20 protein-coding genes are annotated in these 22,418 nt (G+C 71.9%); 14 read left to right on the top strand and 6 right to left on the bottom strand.

Translation table 11 applies throughout. The features are described 5' to 3' along the window. Window positions 1–379: 379 nt before the first annotated feature. Entirely contained in the window at window positions 380–1,162 is a 783-nt protein-coding gene (locus RAN62_RS29260; RefSeq protein ID WP_305788021.1) for an AfsR/SARP family transcriptional regulator, read from the top strand. Window positions 1,163–1,174: 12 nt separating this feature from the next. Here the strand turns inward: RAN62_RS29260 and RAN62_RS29255 are convergent, their stop codons facing one another. Beyond that, on the bottom strand, window positions 1,175–2,380 hold the full coding sequence (locus RAN62_RS29255; RefSeq protein ID WP_305788020.1) for a cytochrome P450: 1,206 nt from the start codon (window positions 2,378–2,380) through the stop codon (window positions 1,175–1,177). Between the two features lie 63 nt (window positions 2,381–2,443). Then, window positions 2,444–3,259, bottom strand: a complete 816-nt coding sequence (locus RAN62_RS29250) for a class I SAM-dependent methyltransferase (RefSeq protein ID WP_305788019.1) — start codon at window positions 3,257–3,259, stop codon at window positions 2,444–2,446. Window positions 3,260–3,649: 390 nt separating this feature from the next. Here RAN62_RS29250 and RAN62_RS29245 point away from each other — a divergent pair, with 390 nt between their 5' ends. The 10 genes from RAN62_RS29245 to RAN62_RS29200 all read left to right on the top strand — a co-directional run bounded on the left by RAN62_RS29245 (window position 3,650) and on the right by RAN62_RS29200 (window position 14,139). Further along, window positions 3,650–4,747 carry a cytochrome P450 gene (locus RAN62_RS29245; RefSeq protein ID WP_305788018.1) on the top strand — a complete coding sequence of 366 codons (1,098 nt, stop codon included), beginning with the start codon at window positions 3,650–3,652 and terminating at the stop codon, window positions 4,745–4,747. Window positions 4,748–4,778: 31 nt separating this feature from the next. Further along, window positions 4,779–5,630 (top strand): fumarylacetoacetate hydrolase family protein, encoded by an 852-nt coding sequence (locus RAN62_RS29240; RefSeq protein ID WP_305788017.1) that lies wholly within the window; start codon window positions 4,779–4,781, stop codon window positions 5,628–5,630. A gap of 1 nt (window position 5,631) precedes the next feature. Next, window positions 5,632–6,627, top strand: a complete 996-nt coding sequence (locus RAN62_RS29235) for a UbiA family prenyltransferase (RefSeq protein WP_305788016.1) — start codon at window positions 5,632–5,634, stop codon at window positions 6,625–6,627. 15 nt (window positions 6,628–6,642) lie between these two features. Then, the gene (locus tag RAN62_RS29230; RefSeq protein WP_305788015.1) at window positions 6,643–8,358 is read left to right on the top strand and encodes a prenyltransferase/squalene oxidase repeat-containing protein; all 1,716 of its coding nucleotides are present in this window, start codon (window positions 6,643–6,645) and stop codon (window positions 8,356–8,358) included. Then, a complete protein-coding gene (locus tag RAN62_RS29225; RefSeq protein WP_305788014.1) occupies window positions 8,355–9,671 on the top strand; it encodes an FAD-dependent oxidoreductase in 1,317 nt (438 codons plus the stop codon). The genes RAN62_RS29230 and RAN62_RS29225 overlap by 4 nt, the downstream gene beginning before the upstream one ends. A gap of 49 nt (window positions 9,672–9,720) precedes the next feature. Continuing rightward, on the top strand, window positions 9,721–10,587 hold the full coding sequence (locus RAN62_RS29220; RefSeq protein ID WP_305788013.1) for a TauD/TfdA dioxygenase family protein: 867 nt from the start codon (window positions 9,721–9,723) through the stop codon (window positions 10,585–10,587). Continuing rightward, complete coding sequence (locus tag RAN62_RS29215; RefSeq protein ID WP_305788012.1) at window positions 10,587–11,465, top strand: alpha/beta fold hydrolase; 879 nt, start codon at window positions 10,587–10,589, stop codon at window positions 11,463–11,465. Before RAN62_RS29220 ends, RAN62_RS29215 begins: the two co-directional genes overlap by 1 nt. A gap of 64 nt (window positions 11,466–11,529) precedes the next feature. Further along, window positions 11,530–12,462, top strand: a complete 933-nt coding sequence (locus RAN62_RS29210; protein ID WP_305788011.1) for a putative sugar O-methyltransferase — start codon at window positions 11,530–11,532, stop codon at window positions 12,460–12,462. A 37-nt stretch (window positions 12,463–12,499) separates the two neighbouring features. Then, the gene (gene rfbA, locus RAN62_RS29205; RefSeq protein ID WP_305788010.1) at window positions 12,500–13,405 is read left to right on the top strand and encodes a glucose-1-phosphate thymidylyltransferase RfbA; all 906 of its coding nucleotides are present in this window, start codon (window positions 12,500–12,502) and stop codon (window positions 13,403–13,405) included. Between the two features lie 140 nt (window positions 13,406–13,545). After that, window positions 13,546–14,139, top strand: coding sequence for a TetR/AcrR family transcriptional regulator (locus RAN62_RS29200; protein ID WP_305788009.1), 594 nt, complete (start codon window positions 13,546–13,548; stop codon window positions 14,137–14,139). Between the two features lie 170 nt (window positions 14,140–14,309). On the opposite strand, the gene RAN62_RS29195 is transcribed toward RAN62_RS29200, so the two are convergent. Continuing rightward, window positions 14,310–15,119: a class I SAM-dependent methyltransferase gene (locus RAN62_RS29195; RefSeq protein WP_305788008.1), complete on the bottom strand. Its 810-nt coding sequence runs from the start codon at window positions 15,117–15,119 to the stop codon at window positions 14,310–14,312. Between the two features lie 275 nt (window positions 15,120–15,394). Here RAN62_RS29195 and RAN62_RS29190 point away from each other — a divergent pair, with 275 nt between their 5' ends. Beyond that, window positions 15,395–15,970, top strand: a complete 576-nt coding sequence (locus RAN62_RS29190) for a dTDP-4-dehydrorhamnose 3,5-epimerase family protein (RefSeq protein ID WP_305788007.1) — start codon at window positions 15,395–15,397, stop codon at window positions 15,968–15,970. A gap of 29 nt (window positions 15,971–15,999) precedes the next feature. After that, window positions 16,000–16,938, top strand: coding sequence for an NAD-dependent epimerase/dehydratase family protein (locus RAN62_RS29185; RefSeq protein WP_305788107.1), 939 nt, complete (start codon window positions 16,000–16,002; stop codon window positions 16,936–16,938). Window positions 16,939–16,944: 6 nt separating this feature from the next. On the opposite strand, the gene RAN62_RS29180 is transcribed toward RAN62_RS29185, so the two are convergent. Further along, complete coding sequence (locus tag RAN62_RS29180) at window positions 16,945–18,075, bottom strand: glycosyltransferase (RefSeq protein ID WP_305788006.1); 1,131 nt, start codon at window positions 18,073–18,075, stop codon at window positions 16,945–16,947. A 358-nt stretch (window positions 18,076–18,433) separates the two neighbouring features. Here RAN62_RS29180 and RAN62_RS29175 point away from each other — a divergent pair, with 358 nt between their 5' ends. Next, window positions 18,434–19,483: an alpha/beta hydrolase gene (locus RAN62_RS29175; protein WP_305788005.1), complete on the top strand. Its 1,050-nt coding sequence runs from the start codon at window positions 18,434–18,436 to the stop codon at window positions 19,481–19,483. A gap of 94 nt (window positions 19,484–19,577) precedes the next feature. On the opposite strand, the gene RAN62_RS29170 is transcribed toward RAN62_RS29175, so the two are convergent. Both RAN62_RS29170 and RAN62_RS29165 read right to left on the bottom strand, forming a co-directional pair. Further along, on the bottom strand, window positions 19,578–20,657 hold the full coding sequence (locus RAN62_RS29170; RefSeq protein WP_305788004.1) for a polyprenyl synthetase family protein: 1,080 nt from the start codon (window positions 20,655–20,657) through the stop codon (window positions 19,578–19,580). 54 nt (window positions 20,658–20,711) lie between these two features. Next, window positions 20,712–22,418 carry a B12-binding domain-containing radical SAM protein gene (locus tag RAN62_RS29165; RefSeq protein WP_305788003.1) on the bottom strand — a complete coding sequence of 569 codons (1,707 nt, stop codon included), beginning with the start codon at window positions 22,416–22,418 and terminating at the stop codon, window positions 20,712–20,714.

Genomic DNA, 22,418 nt, shown 5'->3' with positions numbered 1-22,418 from the left:
CGGCAACGCGCCCCCGTCCGCTCCGGCCGGCGACCCGGCGCGGCGGCGTGCACCTTACACCAGCCGGCCCGTGTGCGGCGCCCCGTTATTCCACTCAGGACAGTGCCGGATTGGCCCGTCCGCGCGCGCCGCACGGCCGTCACCACGGGCGATGGACCGAAGCGCCGGAGCCGCGTTCACGATGCACATATCTGTTGTCACTAAAGTCACCGCAAGCAATTTTTTCAGCAGCCATACAATGAGACGTGGCCATCATGTTTCATCGATGTCGTACGTAGTTTCCCGGATGCGATCGCCCCGGCCTCCTGACACGATGACCATCAATGTGTCGTACCGTTCCGGCGGACGACTGAGGGCGGCGCGCTTTCGGGGGGAACGCATGAAGTTTCAACTGCTGGGCAGTCTCCGGGTGATGGACGGCGACGAGGTCGTCTCCATCAACGCCACCAAGGTGAAAATCTTGCTGGCGACCCTGCTCATCCGGGCCAATCAGATCGTCCCCTTCGATCAGATCGTCACCGAGCTGTGGGGCGAGGACCCGCCCCGCCGGGCCAGCGCCGCGGTCTTCGTCTACGTCTCACAATTACGCAAGTTCCTGCGGCAGTCCGGCGGCTCGGCGGGGCCGGTCATCACCCGGGCGCCCGGCTACCTCATTCAGACCGGACCGGACGATCTGGACCTCAACCTCTTCCTGCGGCTCATCGAACAGGCCCGGAAGAACCGGCGTGAGAACCTGCATCACGAGGTGGCCGAACTGGCGCACAAGGGCCTCGGACTGTGGCGCGAACCCGTACTGGCCGACCTCCGCGAGAGTCCGTCCGTAACCCGGTTCGCCGCCTGGCTGGAGGAACTCCGGATCGAGTTCATCGAGATGCTGGTCGATTCCTATCTGGCCCTCGGCCGGGAACGGGAATCGGTGGGCTATCTCTATGCCCTGTTGCAGGAATATCCCTTGCACGAGAACTTCTACCGGCAACTGATGATCGCTCTGCACAACGGCGGCCGGGCCGGCGAGGCCCTGCAGGTCTACCGGTCGGCGCGGGAGACGCTGCTCAACGAGATAGGGCTGGAACCGGGCCGGGCGCTCCAGAACCTGCAACAGGACATCCTGCGGGCCGACGACCTGCGCCGGCCCCGACTGACCGTGACCCGGGGCCGGTGACACCGGCCGGTGTCAGACCCAGCGGACGTGGAGCGGCAGACGCCGGGCGCCCACGATGCCCCGGGCGTCGTGGTACTCGGCCCCCGGACCGACGGCGATGTCACTCCAGCGTCCCAGCATCTTGGCGACAGCCGTCCGTACCTCGAGGCGGGCGAGCGGGGCGCCCAGGCAGAAGTGGATCCCGTGGCCGAAGCTCAGGTGGGCGTTGGGCGTCCGGCGGATGTCGAACCGGTCCGGATCGGCGAAAACCCGCTCGTCCCGGTTGGCCGAGGCCAGCCACGCGAGAACGATCCGGCCCGCCGGGACCGTGTGATCCCCGATCCGGACGTCGCTCCGGGTCACCCGCATGCTCGGGGCCAGCGGGGTCCGGAAGCGCAGCACCTCCTCGACGGCGAGGGCCAGCCCGCCGGGGTCGGCCCGCAACGCCGTCGCGGCCTCCGGTTGCTCGACGAGACAGGTGACGACATTGGTGAGCAGCGCCGACGTCGTGATGTGGCCGGCCAGCAGCAGCAGGCCCACGAAGCCGATGATCTCCTCGTCGTCCAGGCGCTGGCCGTCCACCTCGGCCGCCACGAGCTCGCTCGTCAGATCGTCCTGCGGCCGGGCCCGCCGGTGACGGATGAGCTCGAGGCAATAGGCGTTCATCTCCCGCATCACGATCGCCATGGAGCGCGTACGTTCCTCGTTGGGAATGAAGCTCGTCTGGCTCTCCGGCGCGACCAGCGCGTCCGCCCAGCGCCCGAACATCGGCCGATCGACGGTGGGAATGCCCAGCAGCTCGGCGATGACCGTCACCGGCAGCGGGTACGCCAGGTCCGCGACCAGTTCGAACTCGTCCTGGCCGGCTCGCGCGTCGAGCAGGTCGTCGACGACGCTGGCGATGCGGGGCGCCAGCCGGGCGACCCGGCCCGGGGTGAAGGCCTTGCTCACCAGAGTGCGGAGCTTGCGGTGCTGGGGCGGATCCTTGCGCAGAAGGTTGCCCCGGAGAAAACGGTCGACATCCTCCTGCGCGGGCATCAGCGAGCTGAAGTCGGAGGAGAAGGTGCCCGGATCGGAGAGGATCCGTTCCACGTCGGCGTGCCGGAACACATGCCGGACACCGGCTTCCTCGTCGTGGCTGACGGGCTCGCTCTCCCGCATCCGCCGGAACCAGGCCAGCATCGCCCCGGCGTCGGCGGACTGGTCGGCCAGCCGGGTTCCTCGCTCGGTGGAGGTCATGTCGGTCATCCCTTCTCGGAGTCGGTCACCCGGTACCGCCGCTGCGTCATGCCGGCCCCGCGCTCATGACGAGGTGCGGACGGCACTGATCCCGACCGTCGCGTAGCCCATCGTGAAACTCCCGCCCAGCCGGTCGATGACGGCGCCGACAGCGGCCTGCACCTCACGCACCAGGGCCACCGGGAACTGGCTGTGATCGCCGTGGGTGGGCAGCTGGTCCAGCCACTCGTCGCGGGAGTAGGTGCGCTCCCAGTCGTCCCGTGTCTCCTCCGGGGGCCCGAACCCACCGGATCGCTCCATCCCGTCGGCCGCCTTCCGGCCCAGCTCGGCGTACCCGGCCAAGGAGTCGTTCGTCCACTGCCGGGCGACGAGCGAGCCGGGCAGCATGCGCCGGTAGACCTCGCCGAAGGCCCGCAGCGCGTCGGGCGGTGGGACCTCCGCGTTCCAGAAGACCGCGAGCCGCCCGCCGGGCCGCAGGACCTGCGCCGCTTTCCGCGCGCCGGCGACCGCGTCCAGCCAGTGCCAGGTCTGCCCGGCGACGACGGCGTCGAAGCTCCGGCCGGCCGGATCCCAGGTCTCGAAGGCCGACATCTCGACGACGAGCCCGCGACGCCGGGCGACCTCCGCCATCCGCGGGTCCGGTTCCACGCCCAGCACCGTGCACCCGGCCGCCTGGAACTGCCGGGCCGCGATCCCGGTGCCGCATCCGACATCGACCACGTCGAGCCCGGCGCGGTCCCCGGCGACGCGCCGCACCAGGGCGTCGGGATAGCGGGGCCGGGTCCGGTCGTACCGGTCCGGATCCGCGCCGAACCCCTCCGCCACCTGACGGTGCCGGGACAGGTCGCTCCCGGAGCGGGACACCCGTGCGTGAGACATGATTGGTCGCTCCCCACCTCGGCGATCCGTGACGGCCGTGCGTGCGCCGTTGCCCGGTCACGCTGCCGGACGCGCCGCACGCCGACAAGCTGCGAATAATCGGGGGCGGCGGCGGTCCCGGGGCCGTGCTAGGGCCTGCCCTCCCCCACTAATCAGGGTTTGTCGGCGCCGCCGGCGCGCTGCCAAGGTGAAGCACGTGTCCAGCCGTCTGTTCACGGCTGCCGACCGCGAGCGCCGGGCCGCACGAGGCGTTGCGCGGTCCCCTGGGCGACCACCGAGATCGGAATTCCGACAATGGAACGAGTCCCTGTTCTTCCCAGTTCCGCGGACACCGCGGGCGAATTGCCTCCGCAGCTGGACGCCTGGCGCCGCCAGGCGTCACTTCCCCGTGTGCTGCTCGCCGACGGGCAGCACGCCTGGCTCGTGACCCGGCACGAAGACGTCCGGACGGTGCTGCACGACCGCAGATTCACCCGGGACGTCACGGGCGTGCGCGCCCGGCTGGCCGGCACCGCTGTCAGCCCGGCCCGATCGGTGAACCTGGACGGCCGCCCGCACACCGAGCTCCGCGCCCTGGTCGCCAAGTCGTTCAGCCTCCGGCGGATCGAGGCCATGGCCCCGGCCGTGCAGGCGTGGACCGACGATCTGATCGACGCCATGGAGGAGGCGGGCCCGCCGGTGGACCTCGTCGCCCATCTGGCCGACCCCCTGCCCGCCCTCGCCATCTGCGAGCTGCTCGGTTTTCCGGCGGCGGACCGCGACGCGCTGAGCGGCTGGTGCGACCACATCACCGCGGTCGGCGCCGGCCCTCCCGACCCGGACGCCTGGCGGGAGCTGACGGCCTACATCGCGGGCCTGCTGCCGGCCCGGCGCGGGCGGCCGGGCGAGAGCCCCGCACCGGACGCGGACGTGCTGACCAGACTGGTCCATGCGTACGACACCGACCGCGCGCTCTCGATGGAAGAGCTGCTCTCGCTCACCGTCGTCGTTCTCGCGGGTGGCCTGGAGACGACCCGGACCGCGATCAGCGCCGGCCTGCTCCGGTTGTTCCGCCACCCGGACGAGTGGCAGAAGCTTCGCGCCCGTCCGGATCTGGTCGGCAGCGCCGTGGAGGAGCTGGTGCGCTATCAACCGGTCATCGACGTCAACCGGCTCCAGATAGCCACCGAGGCCGTACGGCTGGGCGGTCAGGAGATCGCCGCGGGCGATCTGGTCCAGATCTCGATCAACGCGGCCAACCGCGACGCGACGGTCTTCCCCGACGGCGACCGGCTCGATGTGACGCGCGAGCCGAACCCGCATCTCGCGTTCGGTTTCGGGGCGCATCACTGTCTGGGGGCCGCCCTGGCCCGGCTCGAGCTCAGGACGGTGTTCGCGACGCTCCTGCGCCGGCTCCCGGGTCTGCGGCCGGCCGTGCCGATGGACAGTCTGAGCTGGCGCGGAGGGCACGTCACGATCCGCCTCGAGACGTTGCCGGTCGCCTGGTGACGAGCCGTCTCGCAGGAACGAGGACATCCCGGTGCTGATCTGCAGGTTCGCTGACGGTGACGAGACCGGGCACGCGCGGGTCGAGCCCGGCGGGGACGGCGATCGCCTGGTGCCCGTGCGCTACGACGGGCTCGCCGGGGGCTGGGTCGACCGGGCCGGCCCGGTCCGGCCGATCACCGGGGTGACGCTGCTGCCGCCGGCCGACCCGACCAAGATCATCTGTGTCGCCCTCAACTACGCGCCGGACAGGGCGGCCCGCCGCGGCGCCGGGCACCCGGCCGATCCCGCCACCTGCTCCGTCGTGACGAAGCCACCGTCGACGCTGATCGGCGACGGGCAGCCGATCGGCCATCCGGGCGCCGCCTGGGAGCTCCGGTACGAGGCGGAGCTGGCGGTGGTCATCGCCGTGGCCTGCAAGAACGTTCCGGCGGGCCGGGTGGCGACGGTCGTGGCCGGATACACCTGCGCGAACGACCTCACGAGCTACGCGCACCGAGCCTCGCCGGAGCGGGCCGGGCAGCCGCCGGTCTGGGCGAAGCACTTCGACGGGTTCACGCCGCTGGGGCCGTGGCTGGCCACGGGACTCGACCCGGAGGACGTGCGGATCACCTGCCGGGTCAACGGCGAGACGCGCCAGGACGGCAGCACCCGTGGCCTCGTCACGCCGGTGCACGAGGTCGTCGCGGTGGTGAGCCGGTACATGTCGCTGCTCCCCGGCGACGTGATCCTGACGGGCACGCCCGAGGGTTCCGGCCCGCTGGCGGTGGGCGATCGGGTCGAGGTGTCGGTCGCCGGGATCGGCACCCTGGGCAACACCGTCACGCCGGCGGACGGCGAGTCGTGGACCCCCGGCGCGACCGGGAACGACGGAAGGAGCGCCTGACGTGGGCGAGCACGGTCCCGGCAGCACCCTCGTCGCCCATGTGCGGACGTGGCGGCCCTACACCCTCTGGTACGCCGGCCTGGTCGGAGCGGCCGGCTACGTGCTCGCCGCCGACCGGCTCGTGGTCACCCGGGCGGCGGTGGCGTGGGCGGTGCCCACCCTGGTCTGGATCGCGGCTCACTACCTGGGCGACTACTTCGACCGGGATCTCGACGCGATCAGCAAGCCGCAGCGGCCCATCCCCGCGGGCCTGATCCGTCCCCGGACAGCGGTCTGGTGCGGCGCCGTCCTGGCGCTGGCCGCCGCCGCGACGACCGCCGCCGTCAACTACCGGGCCCTCCTCCTGACCGTCGCAGCCGTCGGCGGGGCGATGGCCTACAACGCCTTCTTCAAGGCGAGAGGGCTGGCGGGCAATCTCGTCCGCGGGTCACTGACCGGCGGGGCGCTCGTCTTCGGGTCGATGATGGCGTCGGCCTGGCCGCCGGCCGGGGTCGTGCTGTTCGTGCCGGTCTTCTGGGCCCACGACACCGCGTCCAACCTGGTCGGGACGCTGCGCGACGTCTCCGGCGACCGCGCGGGCGGATATGCGACCTTCGCGGTGCGGCGCGGGGCCCGGACGGCCGCCCGGACGGCGACGGGCCTCTACGCCCTGGCCATCGCGGTGGCCACGGCGGGCGTCCTCACCCTGCCCGACGGCCGGGTGGGCGGTCTGGTCGCCCTGCTCGTCGCCGCGGGCCTCGGGGGCGGGGCCTTCGGCATGCTGTACGCCTCCGGCCCCGGACCCGCGGAACGGCTGAGCCTGCGGTCGCACGAGGTGCTGGTCGTCGAGCGGATGGTGCTTGCCGCAGCGCTCCTGGTTCCGGGTCTCGGAGGTGCCACCGTGCTCGCGATCCTCGCGCCGTTGCTCGCGCTCACGCTGGTCAGCCAGCAGACCATGCGGTCGCGGTACGAGTTCCCGCACAGCACCGCCCCGCATGTCCCGGCGACCTTCTCCTGAGAGGGGTGCTTCGCTTTGTACCCGGAATTCGACAGCCGGATCGAGTCCTCGATCACGCGCGCCGCGGAGGCGCTGTTCGCCTCGCAACGCCCGGACGGCTCCTGGCCGAACCACCGTCCCACCGCCGTCCTGGGGACCGCCGGCGCGATCGTCGCCCTGCACCTCGCCGATCCCGGCCGCTCACGAGACCTGGTGCAGCGGGGGGCCGCGTGGCTGACGGCGAGGCAGAACCCGGACGGCGGCTGGGGCGGAGTGCCCGCCGCGGCCTCGCAGCTGGTGCCCACGGTGGTGGCGGCGTCGGCCCTGCGGCTGGTGGCCCCCGCGCCGGCCGCCGATGCCGTGCGGCGGGCGCTCGGCCTGGTCGAGTCGCTCGGTGGCCTCGCGGCGCTCGCGGATCCCGGCATGGTTCACATGGCCCGGACCTTTCTCGTCCTGGCTGGTCTGGGAGACATGCGGGGGTCCCGGCGCATCCCCCTGGAGCTCCTGCTGCTGCCCCGCCGGGTCTGGCGGCCACGACTGTCGTTCCGGGCCGCGCCCTTCGTGGCCATGGCCTTCATCCAGGCCTACCACGACGCCCCGGGAGGCGCCGGGCGGCTGCTGCACCGGCTGGCCCGGCCGGCCGGGCTGCGCCTGCTCCAGGAGGTGGAACGCGCGGAGAACGACCGGGGCGGCTACGGCGGTGACAACTGGCTCGCCGCGGTCGTGTGCATCGGCCTGGTCCGGGCCGGGGCCCCCCGCCGCATGATCGCCGAGACCGTCGGCTATCTGCGGGCGAACGTGCAGCCCGACGGCTCCTGGCACATCATGCAGGGGCTCGACCTGATCGGCGGGTCCTACGTCGCCCGCGGCCTGGCCGACGCGGGTTACACCGGCGATCCACGGCTGGTCCGGGCCCGGCAGTGGTTGCGCGGGTGCCGGCAGGACGCGGCGTTCGCGGTCTACGGCACACCGCCCGGCGGGTGGGGGTGGGAAGGCCCGCGCGGCTGGCCCAACTTTCTGGACAGTGCGAACGTGCTGGCCGCGCTCCTGCCCGCCGGCGACGCCGAACCTCGCGAACCCTTGCGGCACGGCCTGGACTGGCTGCTGTCCCGGCAGGACAGCCGAGGGTCGTGGGGAACCTTTGTCCGGAACACCACGCTGCCGAACGACGGCCCTTGCCCCTACACGACGGCACAGTGCGTCGAGGCCCTGCTCGGCGGCGGCCTGCCGGGCACCGATCCCCGGATCCGCAGAGCACTGGACTGGCTGCGCGGCAGCCAGCGGGCGGACGGCACCTACGAAGGTCTGTGGTACCGGGGCCGCACCGCCGCGACCGCCATGGTGCTCGTGGCCTTCGCGCACGGCGGAGTGCACGGGAGCCCGGCCGCCCGCCGGGCCCGTGACGCCCTTCTGGCCGCACAACTGGCGGACGGGTCGTGGGGCCCCGGCGACACCGGCACGCCCGGCGACGATCCGGACCGGGGCACTGTCGAGGAGACCTCCTGGGCGCTCCGCGGTCTGCTCGCCGCGGGCCTGCCGGCGGCGGACGACCGGCTCCGGCGGGCGGCGGAATGGATCATGGCCGCCCAGCGCGACGACGGCCGCTGGGTGCCGAGCCCGGTGTGCCTGCACATCCGGCGGCTCGCCTACTACGTGGACGGCCTGATCGGGAACGGGCTGGCGCTGGGGGCGCTGGGCGCCTACCGCGGCGCGCTCACCGCCGGCCCGGCGGCCCGGCAGGAGGCGTCGTGACGACCGGCCACGGCGCGGACCGAGTGGTGGACACCGATGTGGTGATCTGCGGCGCCGGAGTCGCCGGCCTGGCGGCGGCGTGCGCCCTCGGGCGCTCCGGCCTGGACGTGACCCTGCTGGACAAGCGGCCGGTCCAGCCCTCGCTCTGGAAGGGCGAGGTGCTCCAGCCCGGATCGCTGGGAGCCCTGGACGCGTGGGGCGTGCTCGGCCGCCTCGAGCGCCGGCGAGCGGTCCGGCTGACCCGGCTCGTCGCCCGCGCGGCCGACGGCGCGGAGCTGATGGCCCTGGACTTCTCGGTGCTCGGCAGCGACAGGCCATGGATGCTCGCGCACGACTACTCGACGATCCTGGACTGCATGGCCGAGTCCCTGGGCCCGGCGGTGCGTCTGCGGCGCGGGGTCCTGGTGAAGGACCTCAGCACGGACCCGGACGGCCGGGTGACCGGGATACGCGCTGTCGCCGGCGGCACCGCCCTCGAGATACGGGCGGGGCTCGTCGTGGCGGCGGACGGGATGTCGTCACGGCTGCGCACCCTGGCCGGGATCGAGGTGCAACCGGTCGCCTACGAACATCGGCTGCTGTCCTTCGAGCTGCCCGGCACTCTGGCGGCGGGCGACGAAGTGTCCGCCTATGCCACCGGCCGCGGCCTGGTCATGGTGTATCCGCTGCCGGACGCGCGGATCCGGGTGTACGTCCAGGTGACGGCCGGAGAACTCCGCCGGGCGGACCCGGAGGAGCTGCGGCGGTGGTGCGCGGCGCTCGTCGGCCGGGTGCCGGCGCTGACCCCGATCGCCGGGCTGCTCGAGGAGCACGCGACCCGCCACCAGGTGCTTCCGGTCCGGCGCTACCGTGCGCCGTCGCTCGTCCGGCCCGGCCTCGTCCTGCTCGGGGAGGCCGCGCATGTCGTGCACCCGCTGGCGGCTCAGGGGATGAACACCTCGATCGGCGACGCCGAGGCCCTCGCGGCCCGGCTCGCGGCCGTCGACCCCGGCGACGGCGCCGCCGTCGATGCCGCGCTGCGCCGCTACGAGCACGACCGGATGAGCAGGATCCAGGCCGTACACACCATGAGCCACAACGCGGCCCGGATGCTGACCAGCACATCCCGCGGAAGCCGGGTCCTGAACCGCAGGCTCATGCGGGGAACCGCCCGGGCCGGCCGTCTGCGCTACCTGACGACGTACAACATGTCCGGGCTCGGCATGCACCCCCTCGACCGGCTCGACCGGCTCATCCAGCTGGGAGTCCTGCCCGACCTGCGGGCCCGGTCGTTCGCCGCCCGGCGAGCACCCGGGCACCGGCCCGGGACCTGAAGCCGACAACGCCACGACGCATGGCGACAACCACGAGAAGGGCCGACGAATGTCAGACAGCCTGACCACGAAGTTCGATGTCCGACCGCTCACGAGCGCCCTGGGGGCCGAGGTCCACGGGGTGCGGGTCGAGGACATCACCGACGCGGAGTTCGCCGAGCTGCACCGGCTCCTGCTCGAGTACCTCGTCATCTTCATCCCCGGGCAGGAGGGCTGGTCCGCGGAGTCGCGCATCGCCTTCGGCCGGCGGTTCGGCGAGTTGGAGCAGCACGCGTACCTGCCGCATCTGGAGGGCCACCCGCAGATCCAGATCATCGACTCGGAGCAGAACGGCAAGATCCCGATCTGGCACACCGACATGACCTACGCCCCGAACCCGCCCATCGGCTCGGTCCTCCAGATCGTCGACGGCCCGGCGCAGGGCGGGGACACCATGTGGTCGAACCAGTACCTGGCGTACGAGCGGCTCTCCGCCCCGCTGCGTGACCTGCTCGACGGCCTCACCGCCGTCCACGCGATCCACATCCCGGGCCTGGACAGCGTGGCGGAACACCCCGTCGTGCGAGTGCACCCCGAGACCGGGCGCCGGGCGCTGTTCGTCAACCGGGCCCACACGTCGCACATCGCCCAGCTCAGCCGGAACGAGAGCGACTCGCTCCTGCAGTACCTCCACGGTTTCTCGACGAGCCCCGAGTTCATCTGCCGCTATCAGTGGAAGCCGGGCGACGTGGCGATCTGGGACAACAGGGTGACGCAGCACTACGCGGTCGACGACTACGCCGAGCGGCGTCAGGGACTGCGCGTCGTGGTGCTCGGCGACACCCCGTCCGGCAACGAGCCCCGGTGGGAGCACTACCGGCCCGGGCCCGGCCAGCGCTACGTGCCGGACTGGGTGAACGCGAAGGAAGCGTACTGATGGGCCGCACCGGCCCGGCGACGCACTTCCTGGACGTGCCGGGCGCCCGTCTGCGCTACCAGGTGCACGGCTCGGGTCCCCTGCTCCTGATGATCGGCTCACCCATGGGCAGCCGGGGCTTCACGTCACTCGCGGGGCTGCTCGCCGCCGACTTCACCGTCGTGACCTACGATCCCCGGGGCATCCTGGGCAGTACCGTCGCCGACCCGGAGCAGGAGGCCGCACCCGGCCTGCTCGCGGACGACGTCCGGCGGCTGATCACGGCGCTGGCCGCCGGGCCGGCCCACGTGTTCGGCAACAGCGGTGGTGCCGTCACCGGTCTCGCCCTGGTCACCCGGTATCCGGACGCGGTGCGCACGCTGGTCGCCCATGAACCGCCGGTGACGGCTCTCCTGCCCGACGCGGAGCGGATACGCGCCACGATCGACGAGCTCTGCGCGGAGTACGGTGCCGGGCGGCGTGAGGTGGCCCTGCGCGCGTACACGGAGCTGACCGGCATCAGCTTCGTGCCGCCGTCCGCCCCGGGGCAGGCGCCGACAGCCGAGCAGTACACCCCGCCGCAGGACGCGCGGGCCCTCCTCGACCGGTTCTTCGGGTGCATCCTCCAGCCCACCACCCGGTACCGGCCCGACCTCGGCGTGCTGCGGGCGACCTTCGTGCCGGTCACGGTGGCCGGGGGAACGACATCCCGGGGGCAGCTCTACCACCGGACCGCGGCGGTGCTGGCCGACCGGCTCGAGCGGCCGCTGGTCACCTTTCCGGCGGGACACACCGGTTTCCAGGAGGAACCGGAGCGCTTCGCCGCCCTGCTCCGGGCGGCGTTCGCCGGCGCCCGGACCGGGCCGGGCCCGGCGCCCTCGCCCACCCCGGCCCGTTAGGGCCTGGCACCAGCACACGAACCGAGCGGCCCGGCCGGGCCCGCCGACCACCAGGGGGAGCGAGATGGATCTCAAGTATCAAGCCAGTCGCCAGTGGGCACGGATCCAGGACCAGTTCATCACCGAGGACGCCGCCGTCGACCTGACGAATCTGAAATCCGATCCGCGGAACTTCAAGCTGGCCCTCTGGGACCCGTCCACGAACGGGATCCGCTATCTGAAGGCCCTGACCTATCAGCTGGGCATGGACCTGAGCCCGGAGGACTGGGCCCGGATCAAGCGCACTCCGCACCGGGAGATCGGCGACCCCATCTCGGTGCGGTGCGAGGGCGAGACGCTGTGCATGGACTACGTGCAGGCGACGTTCGAACTCGGCTTCATCGAGGCGCGGATGGACCTGCACGGCGCCCGGGTCATGGAGATCGGCGCGGGGTACGGCCGCAGCGCTCACATGATCATGTCCAATCACGACATCGCCGACTACTGCATCGTCGATCTGACGAACACACTCGAGCTGAGCAGCGCGTACCTGCGGCGGACCCTCGACCGGGACCGCTACGGCCGGATCCGGTTCATCCCGGTCGAGAGCCTCGACGAGGCCGCCCTGCGGACCGAGCGTTTCGACCTGTGCCTCAACATCCACTCGATGACCGAGATGAGGCCGGAGACCGTGAACGCCTATCTCGATCTGATCGACCGGACGTGCTCCCACTTCTACGTGAAGAACCCCGTGGGCAAGTACATCGACAAGAGCCTGGACGGCTATCTCCAGGGCCAGGAGGCCGTGGAGATGGCGCTGGAGAACGGACCGCTGAGGCAGCTGCTCGACATTCATGACAGCGAGGCGGTCCAGGCGGCGGTGCCCGCCTTCATCGAAGGCTACCGGCCCAACGACGGCTGGGAATGCCTCGGCGACGGCCGGGCCGTCCCGTGGAGCTATCTCTGGCAGGCCCTCTATCGGAACCCGCTCGCCGATCGCGCGGAACCGGCTCGATGAGAGCGGACGGAACCGGCTCGACGAGAGCGGCGGTCCGATGAAGGGCATCATCCTCGCGGGCGGCAACGGGAGCCGGCTGCTGCCGCTCACCCTGGTGGGCTCCAAGCAGCTCGCTCCGGTCTACGACAAGCCCATGATCTATTACCCGCTGTCCATCCTCATGCTGGCGGGAATCGACGACGTCCTCGTCATCGCCCGGCCCGCCGAGATCGAGCTGTACCGCCGGCTGTTCGGCGACGGCAGCCGGCTCGGCATGCGAGTGGAGTACGCCCGCCAGGACGAACCACGGGGAATCGCGGACGCGTTCCTGGTGGGCGCCACGCACATCAAGGGCGAGGACTGCGCGCTGATTCTGGGCGACAATCTGTTCCACGGCGCCAAGCTGCCGACGCTGCTGCGCAGAACCGCGGCGGAGTTGCGGGGATGCGTGCTCTTCGGGCATCAGGTCGCCGAGCCCGAGCGTTTCGGCGTCGCCGAGATCGATGCCAAGGGCCGGCTGGTCTCCATCGAGGAGAAGCCGGAGCGGCCGCGCTCCAACCTCGCGATACCCGGCCTGTACTTCTTCGACGACACCGTGACGGACATCGCCCGCGGCCTGCGGCCCTCCCCCCGCGGCGAGCTGGAGATCACCGACGTCCTGCGCGCCTACCTGGCCGAGGGACGCGCCGACCTCGTCTGGCTCGGCCGGGGCGTCACCTGGCTGGACGCCGGCACCCACGAGTCGCTCCTCGACGCGGGCCGGTTCGTCCGTGACATCCAGCACCGCCAGGGCATCAGCCTCGGCTGCGTGGAGGAGATCGCGATGTACATGGGCTTCATCGACGCGGAGGCCTGTCATCGGCTCGGCGCCGAGATGAGTGCCTCCCCCTACGGCCGGTACGTGATGCGGAGCGCCCGGTCCCATCAGCTCCATCCGGCCCCCGACACCATCCTGGGGGAATGACCTCCGCCCCCCGGCACCATCCTGGGGAAACGGCCTCCGCGGCGCGGGCGCCGGTCCGGTACCCGCCGATCGGAGGGGACGGTTCGCGCGGATTCGTTCTACCATACGGAGGGATGGTTGATGCGCGAGAGGATCTGTGAGTGCCGACCGGGGTGCACCTTCGCAACGCGGGGCAGCAGTTGTTCGACGCCGCCGAGCGCGTGCTGCTGCGGGACGGGCCCGACGGCCTGACCAGCAGGGCCGTGACGGACGAGGCGGGGTGCGCCAAGGGCGTCCTGCACCGGCATTTCGCCGACTTCGACGCCTTCCTGACCGACCTCGTCCTCGACCGGGCCGCGCGGCTGGAGACGCAGGCGAGCACGCTGCTCGATCGGGCGGGCGCCGGCGACGTCGCCGGCAATCTCGCCGAGGCGCTCGGCGGCCTCTTCGGGCCGGTGCCGATGGCCATCATCCCGCTCGTCACCTTCCGGGACGGGCTGCGGGCCCGGCTGCGGCAGGCGAAGCCGGGCGGCGGCATCACCATCCTGGCCCAAGCCACGAGCGCCATCTCGGGCTATCTGGCGGAGGAGCAGCGGCGGGGTCGCCTCACCGCCGGCGCCGACATCGACGCGCTCACGCTTTCCCTGGTCGGCGGCGGGCATCTGGTGTTCGTCAACCACGCCCCCGAGCCGCCGTCCGCGGCCGTCATCACCAAATTCGTGACGGGCGTCGTCGCCGGCGCCCTGTCTCGGTGACGCCCCGCGGGCACCGGCGACGCCGCCGGGCAGAGTGACGCCCTCTTCCCCGGGATCGTGCTGCACCGATCCAGGAGAAGAGGGCGAGCCCGGCCGGGTGCCCGGGACCGGCACCGGCAGCGGGTCCGAGGGGACGGTCACCCGCCCGCCAGGCGGGGCCCACGCGCCCGTCAGGCCGCGGGCAGCGTCGCGGCCACCACGACCGCGGTGTACTTCATCGTGAAGCTTCCGCCCAGCGCGTCGATCGCGGCGCCGACCCCCGCCACCACCCGGTCCAGCTTCTCCGGCGGGAACTGACCGTGGTCGCCCAGGGTGGGGAGCTGGTCGAGCCACTCGTCCTTGTCGTAGACGTGGTCCCACGCGAACTCCCACTGCTCGGGCTCGCCGAAGACCCCCGCCTGCCGGATCCCGTCGACGGTCCTGGTGAGCAGGGGCGAGGCGTTCAGCGGCGGGTTCGGCATGGTGTAGGCCCGGGTGGCCAGCGCGTCGGGCACCACCTCGACATAGATGTCGCGGAACGCCTCGCGGACCTCCTCCGGGGTCTCGGCGACGTTCCAGAAGGGGGCCAGCAGACCGCCCGGGCGCAGCACCGAGGCCGCCTTCGCCGCACCCACCGCGGCGTCCACCCAATGCCAGGCCTGACCCGAGATCACCCCGTCGAACCGGCGCCCCTGCGGCTCCCAGTCCTCGAACCGGGCGACCTCTGTCTCGGTGCCCTGCGCGCGCGCGAACTCGGCCATCCGAGCGTCCGGCTCCACACCGAGCACCGTGCCGCCCGCGGCCTGGAATTGCCGCGCCTCGATGCCCGTGCCCACGCCCACGTCCAACAGCCCGGCCCCCGGACAGGCCTGCAGGATGCGTGTCACCAGAGCCTCCGGATAACGCGGCCGGGTCCGGTCGTAGCGTTCAGCGTCGATGCCGTAGTTCTCGGCAGTACCCCGTTGTCGGTGGAGTTCGCCACCCAGCTTCGCATTCGCCATGGCATCATCTTTGTGGGCGGTCGCCCACCTTGTCAATCCGATCGCTGGAGCGGCGATGTCACGCCGCCGGCGCCCGCCCGGATCCGGCATTACTCCGGGCGACCGGCCGGGCGCAACCCCCGAATTCCGAGGGAGGCGTCGCGCCATTTCCCGGCGGACGATGAGGGGGCACGCGCGGCCGGCAACCGGGCCCGCCCGCGCCGGGCCCGGCCGGCGGCGGTGCCGGCCCGGTCACGACATGCTCGTCCGTTGCGGAAGCGGGAGGCGGCCGGCCGGTGAAGATCGAGGAGATGGCGATAGCGGGCGCGTTCCGCATCGTTCCCGGCAAGCTCCGTGACCATCGAGGATGCTTCTACGAGGCGTTCCGGACCGCGGAGATCGCCCGCGTGACCGGCTTCGACTTCCGGGTCCACCAGAGCAACGTCACGGTCAGCCGGCGCGGGGTGGTCCGCGGGGTGCACGGCACACGGGCCGGATCCGGCGAGGCCAAGCTGGTCAGCTGCGTGCGGGGGGCGGCCCTCGACGTCGTGGTCGATCTGCGCGTGGGGTCGCCCACCTTCGGCGCGTACGACGCCGTGCACCTGACCGAGGAGTCCGGCGAGCTGGTGTTCGTCGTCGACGGTCTCGGGCACGCCTACCAGACGCTCGCCGAGGACACCCGGATCAGCTACCTGTGCGCGGAGCAGTTCGTCCCAGGCAGCCAGATCGACGTGAACCCGCTGGACCCGGAGCTCGCCCTGCCCTGGATCGGCCCCGGAGAGCCGATCCTCTCGGCCAAGGACCGGACCGCGCCCGGGCTGCGGGAAGCCGCGGCGGCCGGGCTCCTCCCCCACTACACCGGGACCTCGTGAGCAGGTCCGGCCCACGAGGAGTGCACGTGGTGAATGCGAACGACCACCGGCCGCTCGTCGTGGTGCTGGGCGCGTCGGGGTTCCTGGGCGCGGCGGTCACCGCCGAGCTGGCCGCGCTGCCGGTGCGCCTCCGGCTCGTCTCCCGCGCGCGCAAGCTCGAGCTGCCGGCGGCGACGGCCGAGGTCCGCCTGGCCGATCTCACCGCCCCGGGCGCGGTGCGTGACGCCGTGGCGGGCGCGGACGCCGTCATCCATCTGGCGGCCCACTTCTCGGACGAGCGCTCATGGCGGGAGCCGGGCGGCGACTCCGCCCGGCTCGGCACCGGCCTGCTCGACACGCTGGCCGGCGCGGTGCGCGGACGACCGCCGATCGTTGTGTTCGCCAGCACCGTCCAGGCCGCGGCGCCCCCGGGGAGCCCGCTCAACGACTACGTACGCGAGAAGATCGCGGCCGAGCGGCTGCTCGCGGAGGCGACCCGGGCGGGTGCGGTGCGCGGCATCGCGCTGCGCCCCGCCACGATCTACGGGCGCACCCCGCTCACCGGCTCCGTCGGACGGGGCGTGGTCGCCGCGATGGCCCGCAAGGCTGTCGCGGCGGAGCCGATCACCATGTGGCACGACGGCACGGTCGTCCGGGACCTGGTGCACGTCACCGACGCCGCCCGGGCCTTCGTCGCCGCACTGCACGCGCCCGCGGCCCTCAGCGGCGGCCGGTGGCTGGTGGGCACGGGCCGGCCCGCGCGGCTCGGCGAGGTGTTCCGTACGCTCGCCGGCCTGGTCGCCGTGCGGACCGGCCGGCCGCCCGTGCCCGTGGTCACCGTGCCCCCGCCGGACTGGGCCGATGCCACCGACTTCGGCGACGTCCGCCTCGACGTCTCGCCCTTCACCGGGGCCGCCGGCTGGCGGCCCCGGGTCCGGCTGGCGGACGGCCTGGCCGACGTGGTCGACGCCCTCACCCCGGCGGGCTGATCCGGATCAGGGAAGGTACGCGGCCATCCGCCCGACCACCTCCGCCGGAGACGGCTGGGCGAGCACCTCGCCGCGCAGCGCCACGGCGGCGCGGGCGACCCGATCGTCGGTCAGCACGGTCGAGATCGCGCTCGCCAGGGTGTCGACGGTCGCGCGCTCGTTGTCGACGGCGACCGCGGCCCCGGTCTCGGCCAGTCGCCGGCAGCAGGTCCGGACGTCGAGCGAGGCCGGGATGCCGAGTTGCGGGACACCGTAGTACGCGGCCGTCATGATCGAGCCGGCCCCGCCGTGATGCACGACCGCGTCGCACCGGGGCACGATCGCGTTGAGCGGCACGTTCTCCACCACCGTGACCCCGGGCGGCAGGTCCGGGAGCAGCTCCCGGTCGGCGCTCCTGAGGGCGAGCACCACCTCGGCGTCCTGGGCGTGGAGCGTCTTGACGACGTCCGCGACCGGGAACGCCCCGATGCCGTCGCGGGTCGTCAGCATCGAGCCCCAGGTGACCAGGACCCGCCGGCGCCGGGACGGGGCGAGCACGGACGGCGGGAGCACGCCGGTGCCGTTGTAGGGGACGAACCGGAGCGGGATCCGTGACGGCGTCTCGACGATCCCCATCCGGGACAGCCACGGATCGACCGTCGCGACGGCGTTCTCGGCCCGCGGCGAGCACCCGTGGCGGGCGTAGAGCTCGCTGAGCCGATCGGGCCACGCGTCCGGGGACATTCCGCAGCCGGGGTACCCCCACGGGGAGGCGCGCAGGAGGTCCGGGCCCCACAGGTGGTGGAACAGCGGAGCTCCGGCCGCCGCGGCCGCCAGCGGCGCCGCGAGCACGAGCGGATCCGCGACGACCAGGTCGGGCCGCCAGTCGCGGGCCAGGGCGACCACCTCGGCGGCGGACTCCACAGCGAACCGGACCTGGGCGTCGACCAGCGTCCGGAAGAGCGGGTTCGGCGCGCCGGGCTCACTCTCGACCGGGCCCCTGTCCCGGTGCCGGACCAGCTCGGCGTTCATGTCGAACGACCGGGCGATGGTGACCATCGGCACGCCCGAGTTCACGACGACCGACTCGCCCCAGGGCTGCGCGGCGACACAGACGTCGTGGCCCTCCGTCCGCCCGGCCCAGATCAGGGGCACCATCGGGAAATAGTGCGACGGCGCGGAGGCCGGAATGAAAAGTATGCGCATCCGATAACCGACCATTCTCGTCAGCAGATGGGACCGTCGCGGTCACCTTGCCCGCCCGATTCACCGACGGCAATGCGGTTTGATCGGGGTACCGCCACGAACAGTTCTGTGGTATGCGGCGGATAAATACTGTTGACATGTCGAACGGCACGGGCACCATAGTGGTCAACGGCCCACTAAGATGCCCGTGAGGGCAGCCGGAAGGGACGCGCCGTCCGCATTCCACTCCTGTTCGGGCCCTCGGGCGCCGTACGCAGGAATGCGCGGCCCGCCCGCAAATGCCCGTTCCGTCGTAGGGAGAGATGTTCCTGTGCGCTCGCATCATCCACAATGGATCCGCACGTTCGCCGCGGCGATCACGGCCCTCGCCGTCCTGGCGGCCACGGCCGCGCCCGCCGGCGCGAGCGGCTCCGCCACGGATCCGATCTGCAAGGCCTACGCCTTGCCGGTCCGCCTGGCCGACCCCGGACCGGCGACACAGACCCTCTGGGGTCAGCTGTGCCGGCCCCGGAACTCCACCCCCACCACGGTGCAGTTCCTCGTCCACGGCGGGTACTCCAACCACGCCTACTGGGACCTCCCCGTCGGTAACGGCTACTACTCCTACGTCCGGGCCGCGGTCGCGGCCGGATACGCCACCTTCAACATCGATCTGATCGGCTCGGGCAACAGCTCGCACCCCCAGAGCAGCCTGGTCACCGGGGACGCCGGCGCCGTAGCGCTGCACGACGCCATCACGGCTCTGCGCGACGGCTCCCTCGACGGACGGTCCTTCGCCAAGGTGATCTGGGTGGGGCACGCGCTCGGCTCGTTCTACGCGTGGCGTGAGATCCCGCGGTACGGGGACGTGGACGCCGCGATCCTGACCAGCGCCCTGGACGGTCACAACACGGACCACGCCCAGACCGTGTTCGCGAACTCGTATCCCGCCGCCGACGATCCGAAGTTCGCCGGCTCGGGCTACGACACCGGCTACCTCACCACGAGGCCGGGCACGCGCGCTTCCATGTTCTACTACCCGGCCACGACCGACCCCGCGGTGGTGGCCGCGGACGAGGCGGCCAAGGACGTCATCCCCCTCGCCGTGACCACTCCCGCGCAGCCGCCGTACGGCATCCGGGTGCCGGTCCTCGTCGTCGCGGGCGCCCAGGACTGGCTGTTGTGCCAGGGCGTCACTGTCTACGACTGCGACGACCCGGCCAGCGTGCGCGCCTACGAGGCGAGCTACTACCCGCCCGAGGCGAACCTTCAGGTGGAGCTGATCCCGGCGACCGGGCACAGCATGGCGCTGGCGACGACGGCACCGCTGACCGACTCGGTGATGCTGAACTGGGCCGCCGGAGTCGCCGCGCCTCGGTAGTGCCGTCTCCGGCCAAGCACTGAGCAGCATCGGCACCACACGATTCAGCCGGCGGCCCCGGAGCCGCCGGCTGAATCCGCTTCCGTCCTCGACGTCAGTGGCTGCGGCCGGACAGATAGTCGGTGACCGAGAGCAACGGCGCCACACGCTCTCCGGGAAGCCCCTGAAGGCCTCGCAACTCCGCGCGGGCCAGCGACTCGAACCGGACGATCTCCCGCACCGCGCTCACCCGGCCGCCGGCCCGGGTGACCAGGTCGGTGGCATGCCGCGCCTCGTCGTCGCCCACCGGTCCCCGGCCGGCGTAGAAGCGGGCGAGCTCGGCCGCCTCGGGGGTGCCCGAGGCGAGGGCGGCCGCCACCGGGAAGCTGCCCTTCCGGCTCCGCAGGTCGGAGCCGACCGGCTTGCCCGTACGCCGGGGATCGCCCCAGATCCCGAGGATGTCGTCGGCTATCTGGAACGCCAGGCCGAGATGCCGTCCGAACCGGTGGAACCGGTGCGCCGTCTCCCGGGTCGCACCGGCCATCAGGGCTCCCAGCTCGCAGGCGCAGGCGAGCAGGGCCGCGGTCTTGTTCTCGGCCACCTCGAGCGCCTCGTCCGTGCTGACCTGGGCCCGGCCCTCCAGCGAGATGTCCGCCATCTGCCCGGCGGCGAGCCGGGCGACGGCGTCCGCCAGCAAGCGCGTGGCCCGGGAGCCGGCGTCCGGCGGTCCGTCCAGCAGCAGGGGCGCCCGGGCCAGCAGCAGATCGCCCGCCAGAATGGCCGCCGCCGCGCCGTACTTGTGCCAGACGGCCGGGCGGCCGCGGCGCTCGGCGTCGCCGTCCATGAGGTCGTCGTGGATGAGTGAGAAGTTGTGGATCATCTCCACCGCCGCCCCGGCCGCCGCGACGCGGGAGATCGTCCCGGCGTCGGCCGTGAAGCACTCGCCGGCCAGGACGGTCAGGGTCGCGCGCACCATCTTGCCGCTGGAGACGGCCGGCGGCGGATCGGCCCCGGGCCACCCGAAGTGATGCACGATCATGGGCTGGAGCCGGTCGTCGAAGCCGGTGACCGCCCGATGCAGAAGCGGGGTCACCATGCGGTTGACCCGATCGATCTCGGGCGGGACCGCGCCGGGGGCGGCGTCCGGGGACGGGACGGTACGGGTGTCGGGGGTTGTCGCACGGTCGGAAAGCATGCCCAACTCACCTCGGAGTCCGTTGCTCGATGCGGGTGGTGCCACGGCGGCCGGTCACGCCCGGCCGGAGACGGTCCGGGCCGCCGTCCCCGAGACCTCGGCGATCAGCTCGGCGGGCACCGTGACGTCGTCGAACCAGCGCCCGCCGAACGGACGCGGCATGGGCAGGATCTGATCGGTCGAGTAGGCGAGGATCTTGCGGTTGTACGCCCGGACCTCGGCCCGCAGCGACGCCGGCAGCACCCCGTCCAAAGTGAGAGCGCGCTCCATCTCCCCGAGCACCCGCCGGGTCTCGTCGATCGTCGCCAGCACGGCGTCGCAGAACTCGCCGGGCAGCACCCCGTACTCGCCCTTCACGCGGACCAGCCGCTCGATCGCCTCGTAGGAGACGTCCTGGAGGTCGCGACGGCTGAGCCACCGGGTCTCGTAGTTGAGGCGACGGTGCCACATCGGTTCGACCATGGCCTGCCGGTGCTCCTCCAGCGTGCGGTGGATGATCCGGTAGCCGTGCTGCTCGGGCTCCTCGAAGAAGCGGCATCCGGGGTCCAGGAAGGGCACCATCGGGCAGATCAGCGGCAGCGCGGGCCAGCCGCCGAACTTGCGGATCAGATGCTCGGAATAGGCGACCGTGTCCAGGACCGACTGGCGATCCTGGTACGGCATGCCGATGAAGAACCAGATCATGACGCCCTTGACCCCGGCGTCCAGCGCGCGCGGGATCCACTGCTCCATCTGCTCCATGGTGAAGGTGCCACGACCGGCGGCCTTGCTGATCCTGGGATCGTGGGACTCCGGGGAGAGCAGGATGTAGGCGTCGGTGGACTCGCCCATCTTCTTGAGGGTGTCGTCCGGGGTCAGGTTGAACTGCTCGAAGTGGACACTGCGGTAGCCGAACTCGTGCACGGCGTCGAGATAACGATGCATGCGCGACTTGTTCTCGGAGTAGCACTGCAGGGCATAGATGGAGGTGTGCTTCGCCGCCTCCCCCATCGTCCGGAGCTCCTCGACGATCAGGTCGTTGTCCTTCTGCACCAGGGTCTTCCGGACGTCCATGATGTTGCGGTAGGCGAAACGGGAGCCTCCGCACCAGCCGCAGTCGTGGGCGCAGCCCGTGTTCGGCAGGGTCATGATGAGCTTGCTGGAGAGCGGCGTCACCGGGGTTCGCTGGTAGTAGGACCAGTCGTTGACGGCGTTGTTGTAGTTGGTCGCGGGCTTGTGGTCGAATCCCGTCTTCTCGATCCCGTCCGGAGTCGCCATGACGAGGTTCGGGATCGAGCGGAAGTCCCGGCTCCCGGCGAGCACCTGCTCGGTCAGACGGCGGACGGGCTCGAGGGTGTCGTACCCCTGCACGACGATGTCCACCGCGTCGTAGCCGGCGAGCTCCTCGGCGTAGTAGGTAGCCGAGATGCCGCCGAAGACGGTCAGCGCCTCCGGATGCACCCGCTTGACGAGCCGGGCCAGCTCGATCGCGCCGTGGCACTGGGTCATCCAGTGCAGGTCGAAGCCGAAGATCGGCGCCTCCAGCCGGCCGATCAGCGCCTCGACGTCGAGCTCCGGGTGCATGAGCATGAGCGAGGCGACGTTCACGATGTCGCAGCGGACGTCGTGCTCGGCCAGGTGCTGCTTGATCGAGAACCAGCCGATGGGATACATCTCGTACACGGAGGTGACATTGACGCTGTCGCTGTCACTCAGATAGGCGAAGAGCATGTCGTCACGCTCGCGAAAGTCGAAGACGCTCGGAGCGTGCAGCAGGAACAT

This window comes from Symbioplanes lichenis (genome assembly GCF_030709675.1).
GTDB lineage: Bacteria > Actinomycetota > Actinomycetes > Mycobacteriales > Micromonosporaceae > Actinoplanes > Actinoplanes lichenis.
The sequence above is the reverse complement of the archived record's forward strand: the minus strand, read 5'-3'. Positions and strand labels throughout refer to the sequence as shown.

What these genes read in the sequence shown, in the direction of transcription:
- rfbA (WP_305788010.1), top strand. Translation starts at nt 12,500, where the DNA reads ATGAAGGGCATCATCCTCGCGGGCGGCAACGGGAGCCGGCTGCTGCCG.
- RAN62_RS29165 (WP_305788003.1), bottom strand. Translation starts at nt 22,418, where the DNA reads ATGTTCCTGCTGCACGCTCCGAGCGTCTTCGACTTTCGCGAGCGTGAC.
- RAN62_RS29260 (WP_305788021.1), top strand. Translation starts at nt 380, where the DNA reads ATGAAGTTTCAACTGCTGGGCAGTCTCCGGGTGATGGACGGCGACGAG.
- RAN62_RS29210 (WP_305788011.1), top strand. Translation starts at nt 11,530, where the DNA reads ATGGATCTCAAGTATCAAGCCAGTCGCCAGTGGGCACGGATCCAGGAC.
- RAN62_RS29180 (WP_305788006.1), bottom strand. Translation starts at nt 18,075, where the DNA reads ATGGTGCCCCTGATCTGGGCCGGGCGGACGGAGGGCCACGACGTCTGT.
- RAN62_RS29195 (WP_305788008.1), bottom strand. Translation starts at nt 15,119, where the DNA reads ATGGCGAATGCGAAGCTGGGTGGCGAACTCCACCGACAACGGGGTACT.
- RAN62_RS29250 (WP_305788019.1), bottom strand. Translation starts at nt 3,259, where the DNA reads ATGTCTCACGCACGGGTGTCCCGCTCCGGGAGCGACCTGTCCCGGCAC.
- RAN62_RS29215 (WP_305788012.1), top strand. Translation starts at nt 10,587, where the DNA reads ATGGGCCGCACCGGCCCGGCGACGCACTTCCTGGACGTGCCGGGCGCC.
- RAN62_RS29255 (WP_305788020.1), bottom strand. Translation starts at nt 2,380, where the DNA reads ATGACCTCCACCGAGCGAGGAACCCGGCTGGCCGACCAGTCCGCCGAC.
- RAN62_RS29170 (WP_305788004.1), bottom strand. Translation starts at nt 20,657, where the DNA reads ATGCTTTCCGACCGTGCGACAACCCCCGACACCCGTACCGTCCCGTCC.
- RAN62_RS29220 (WP_305788013.1), top strand. Translation starts at nt 9,721, where the DNA reads ATGTCAGACAGCCTGACCACGAAGTTCGATGTCCGACCGCTCACGAGC.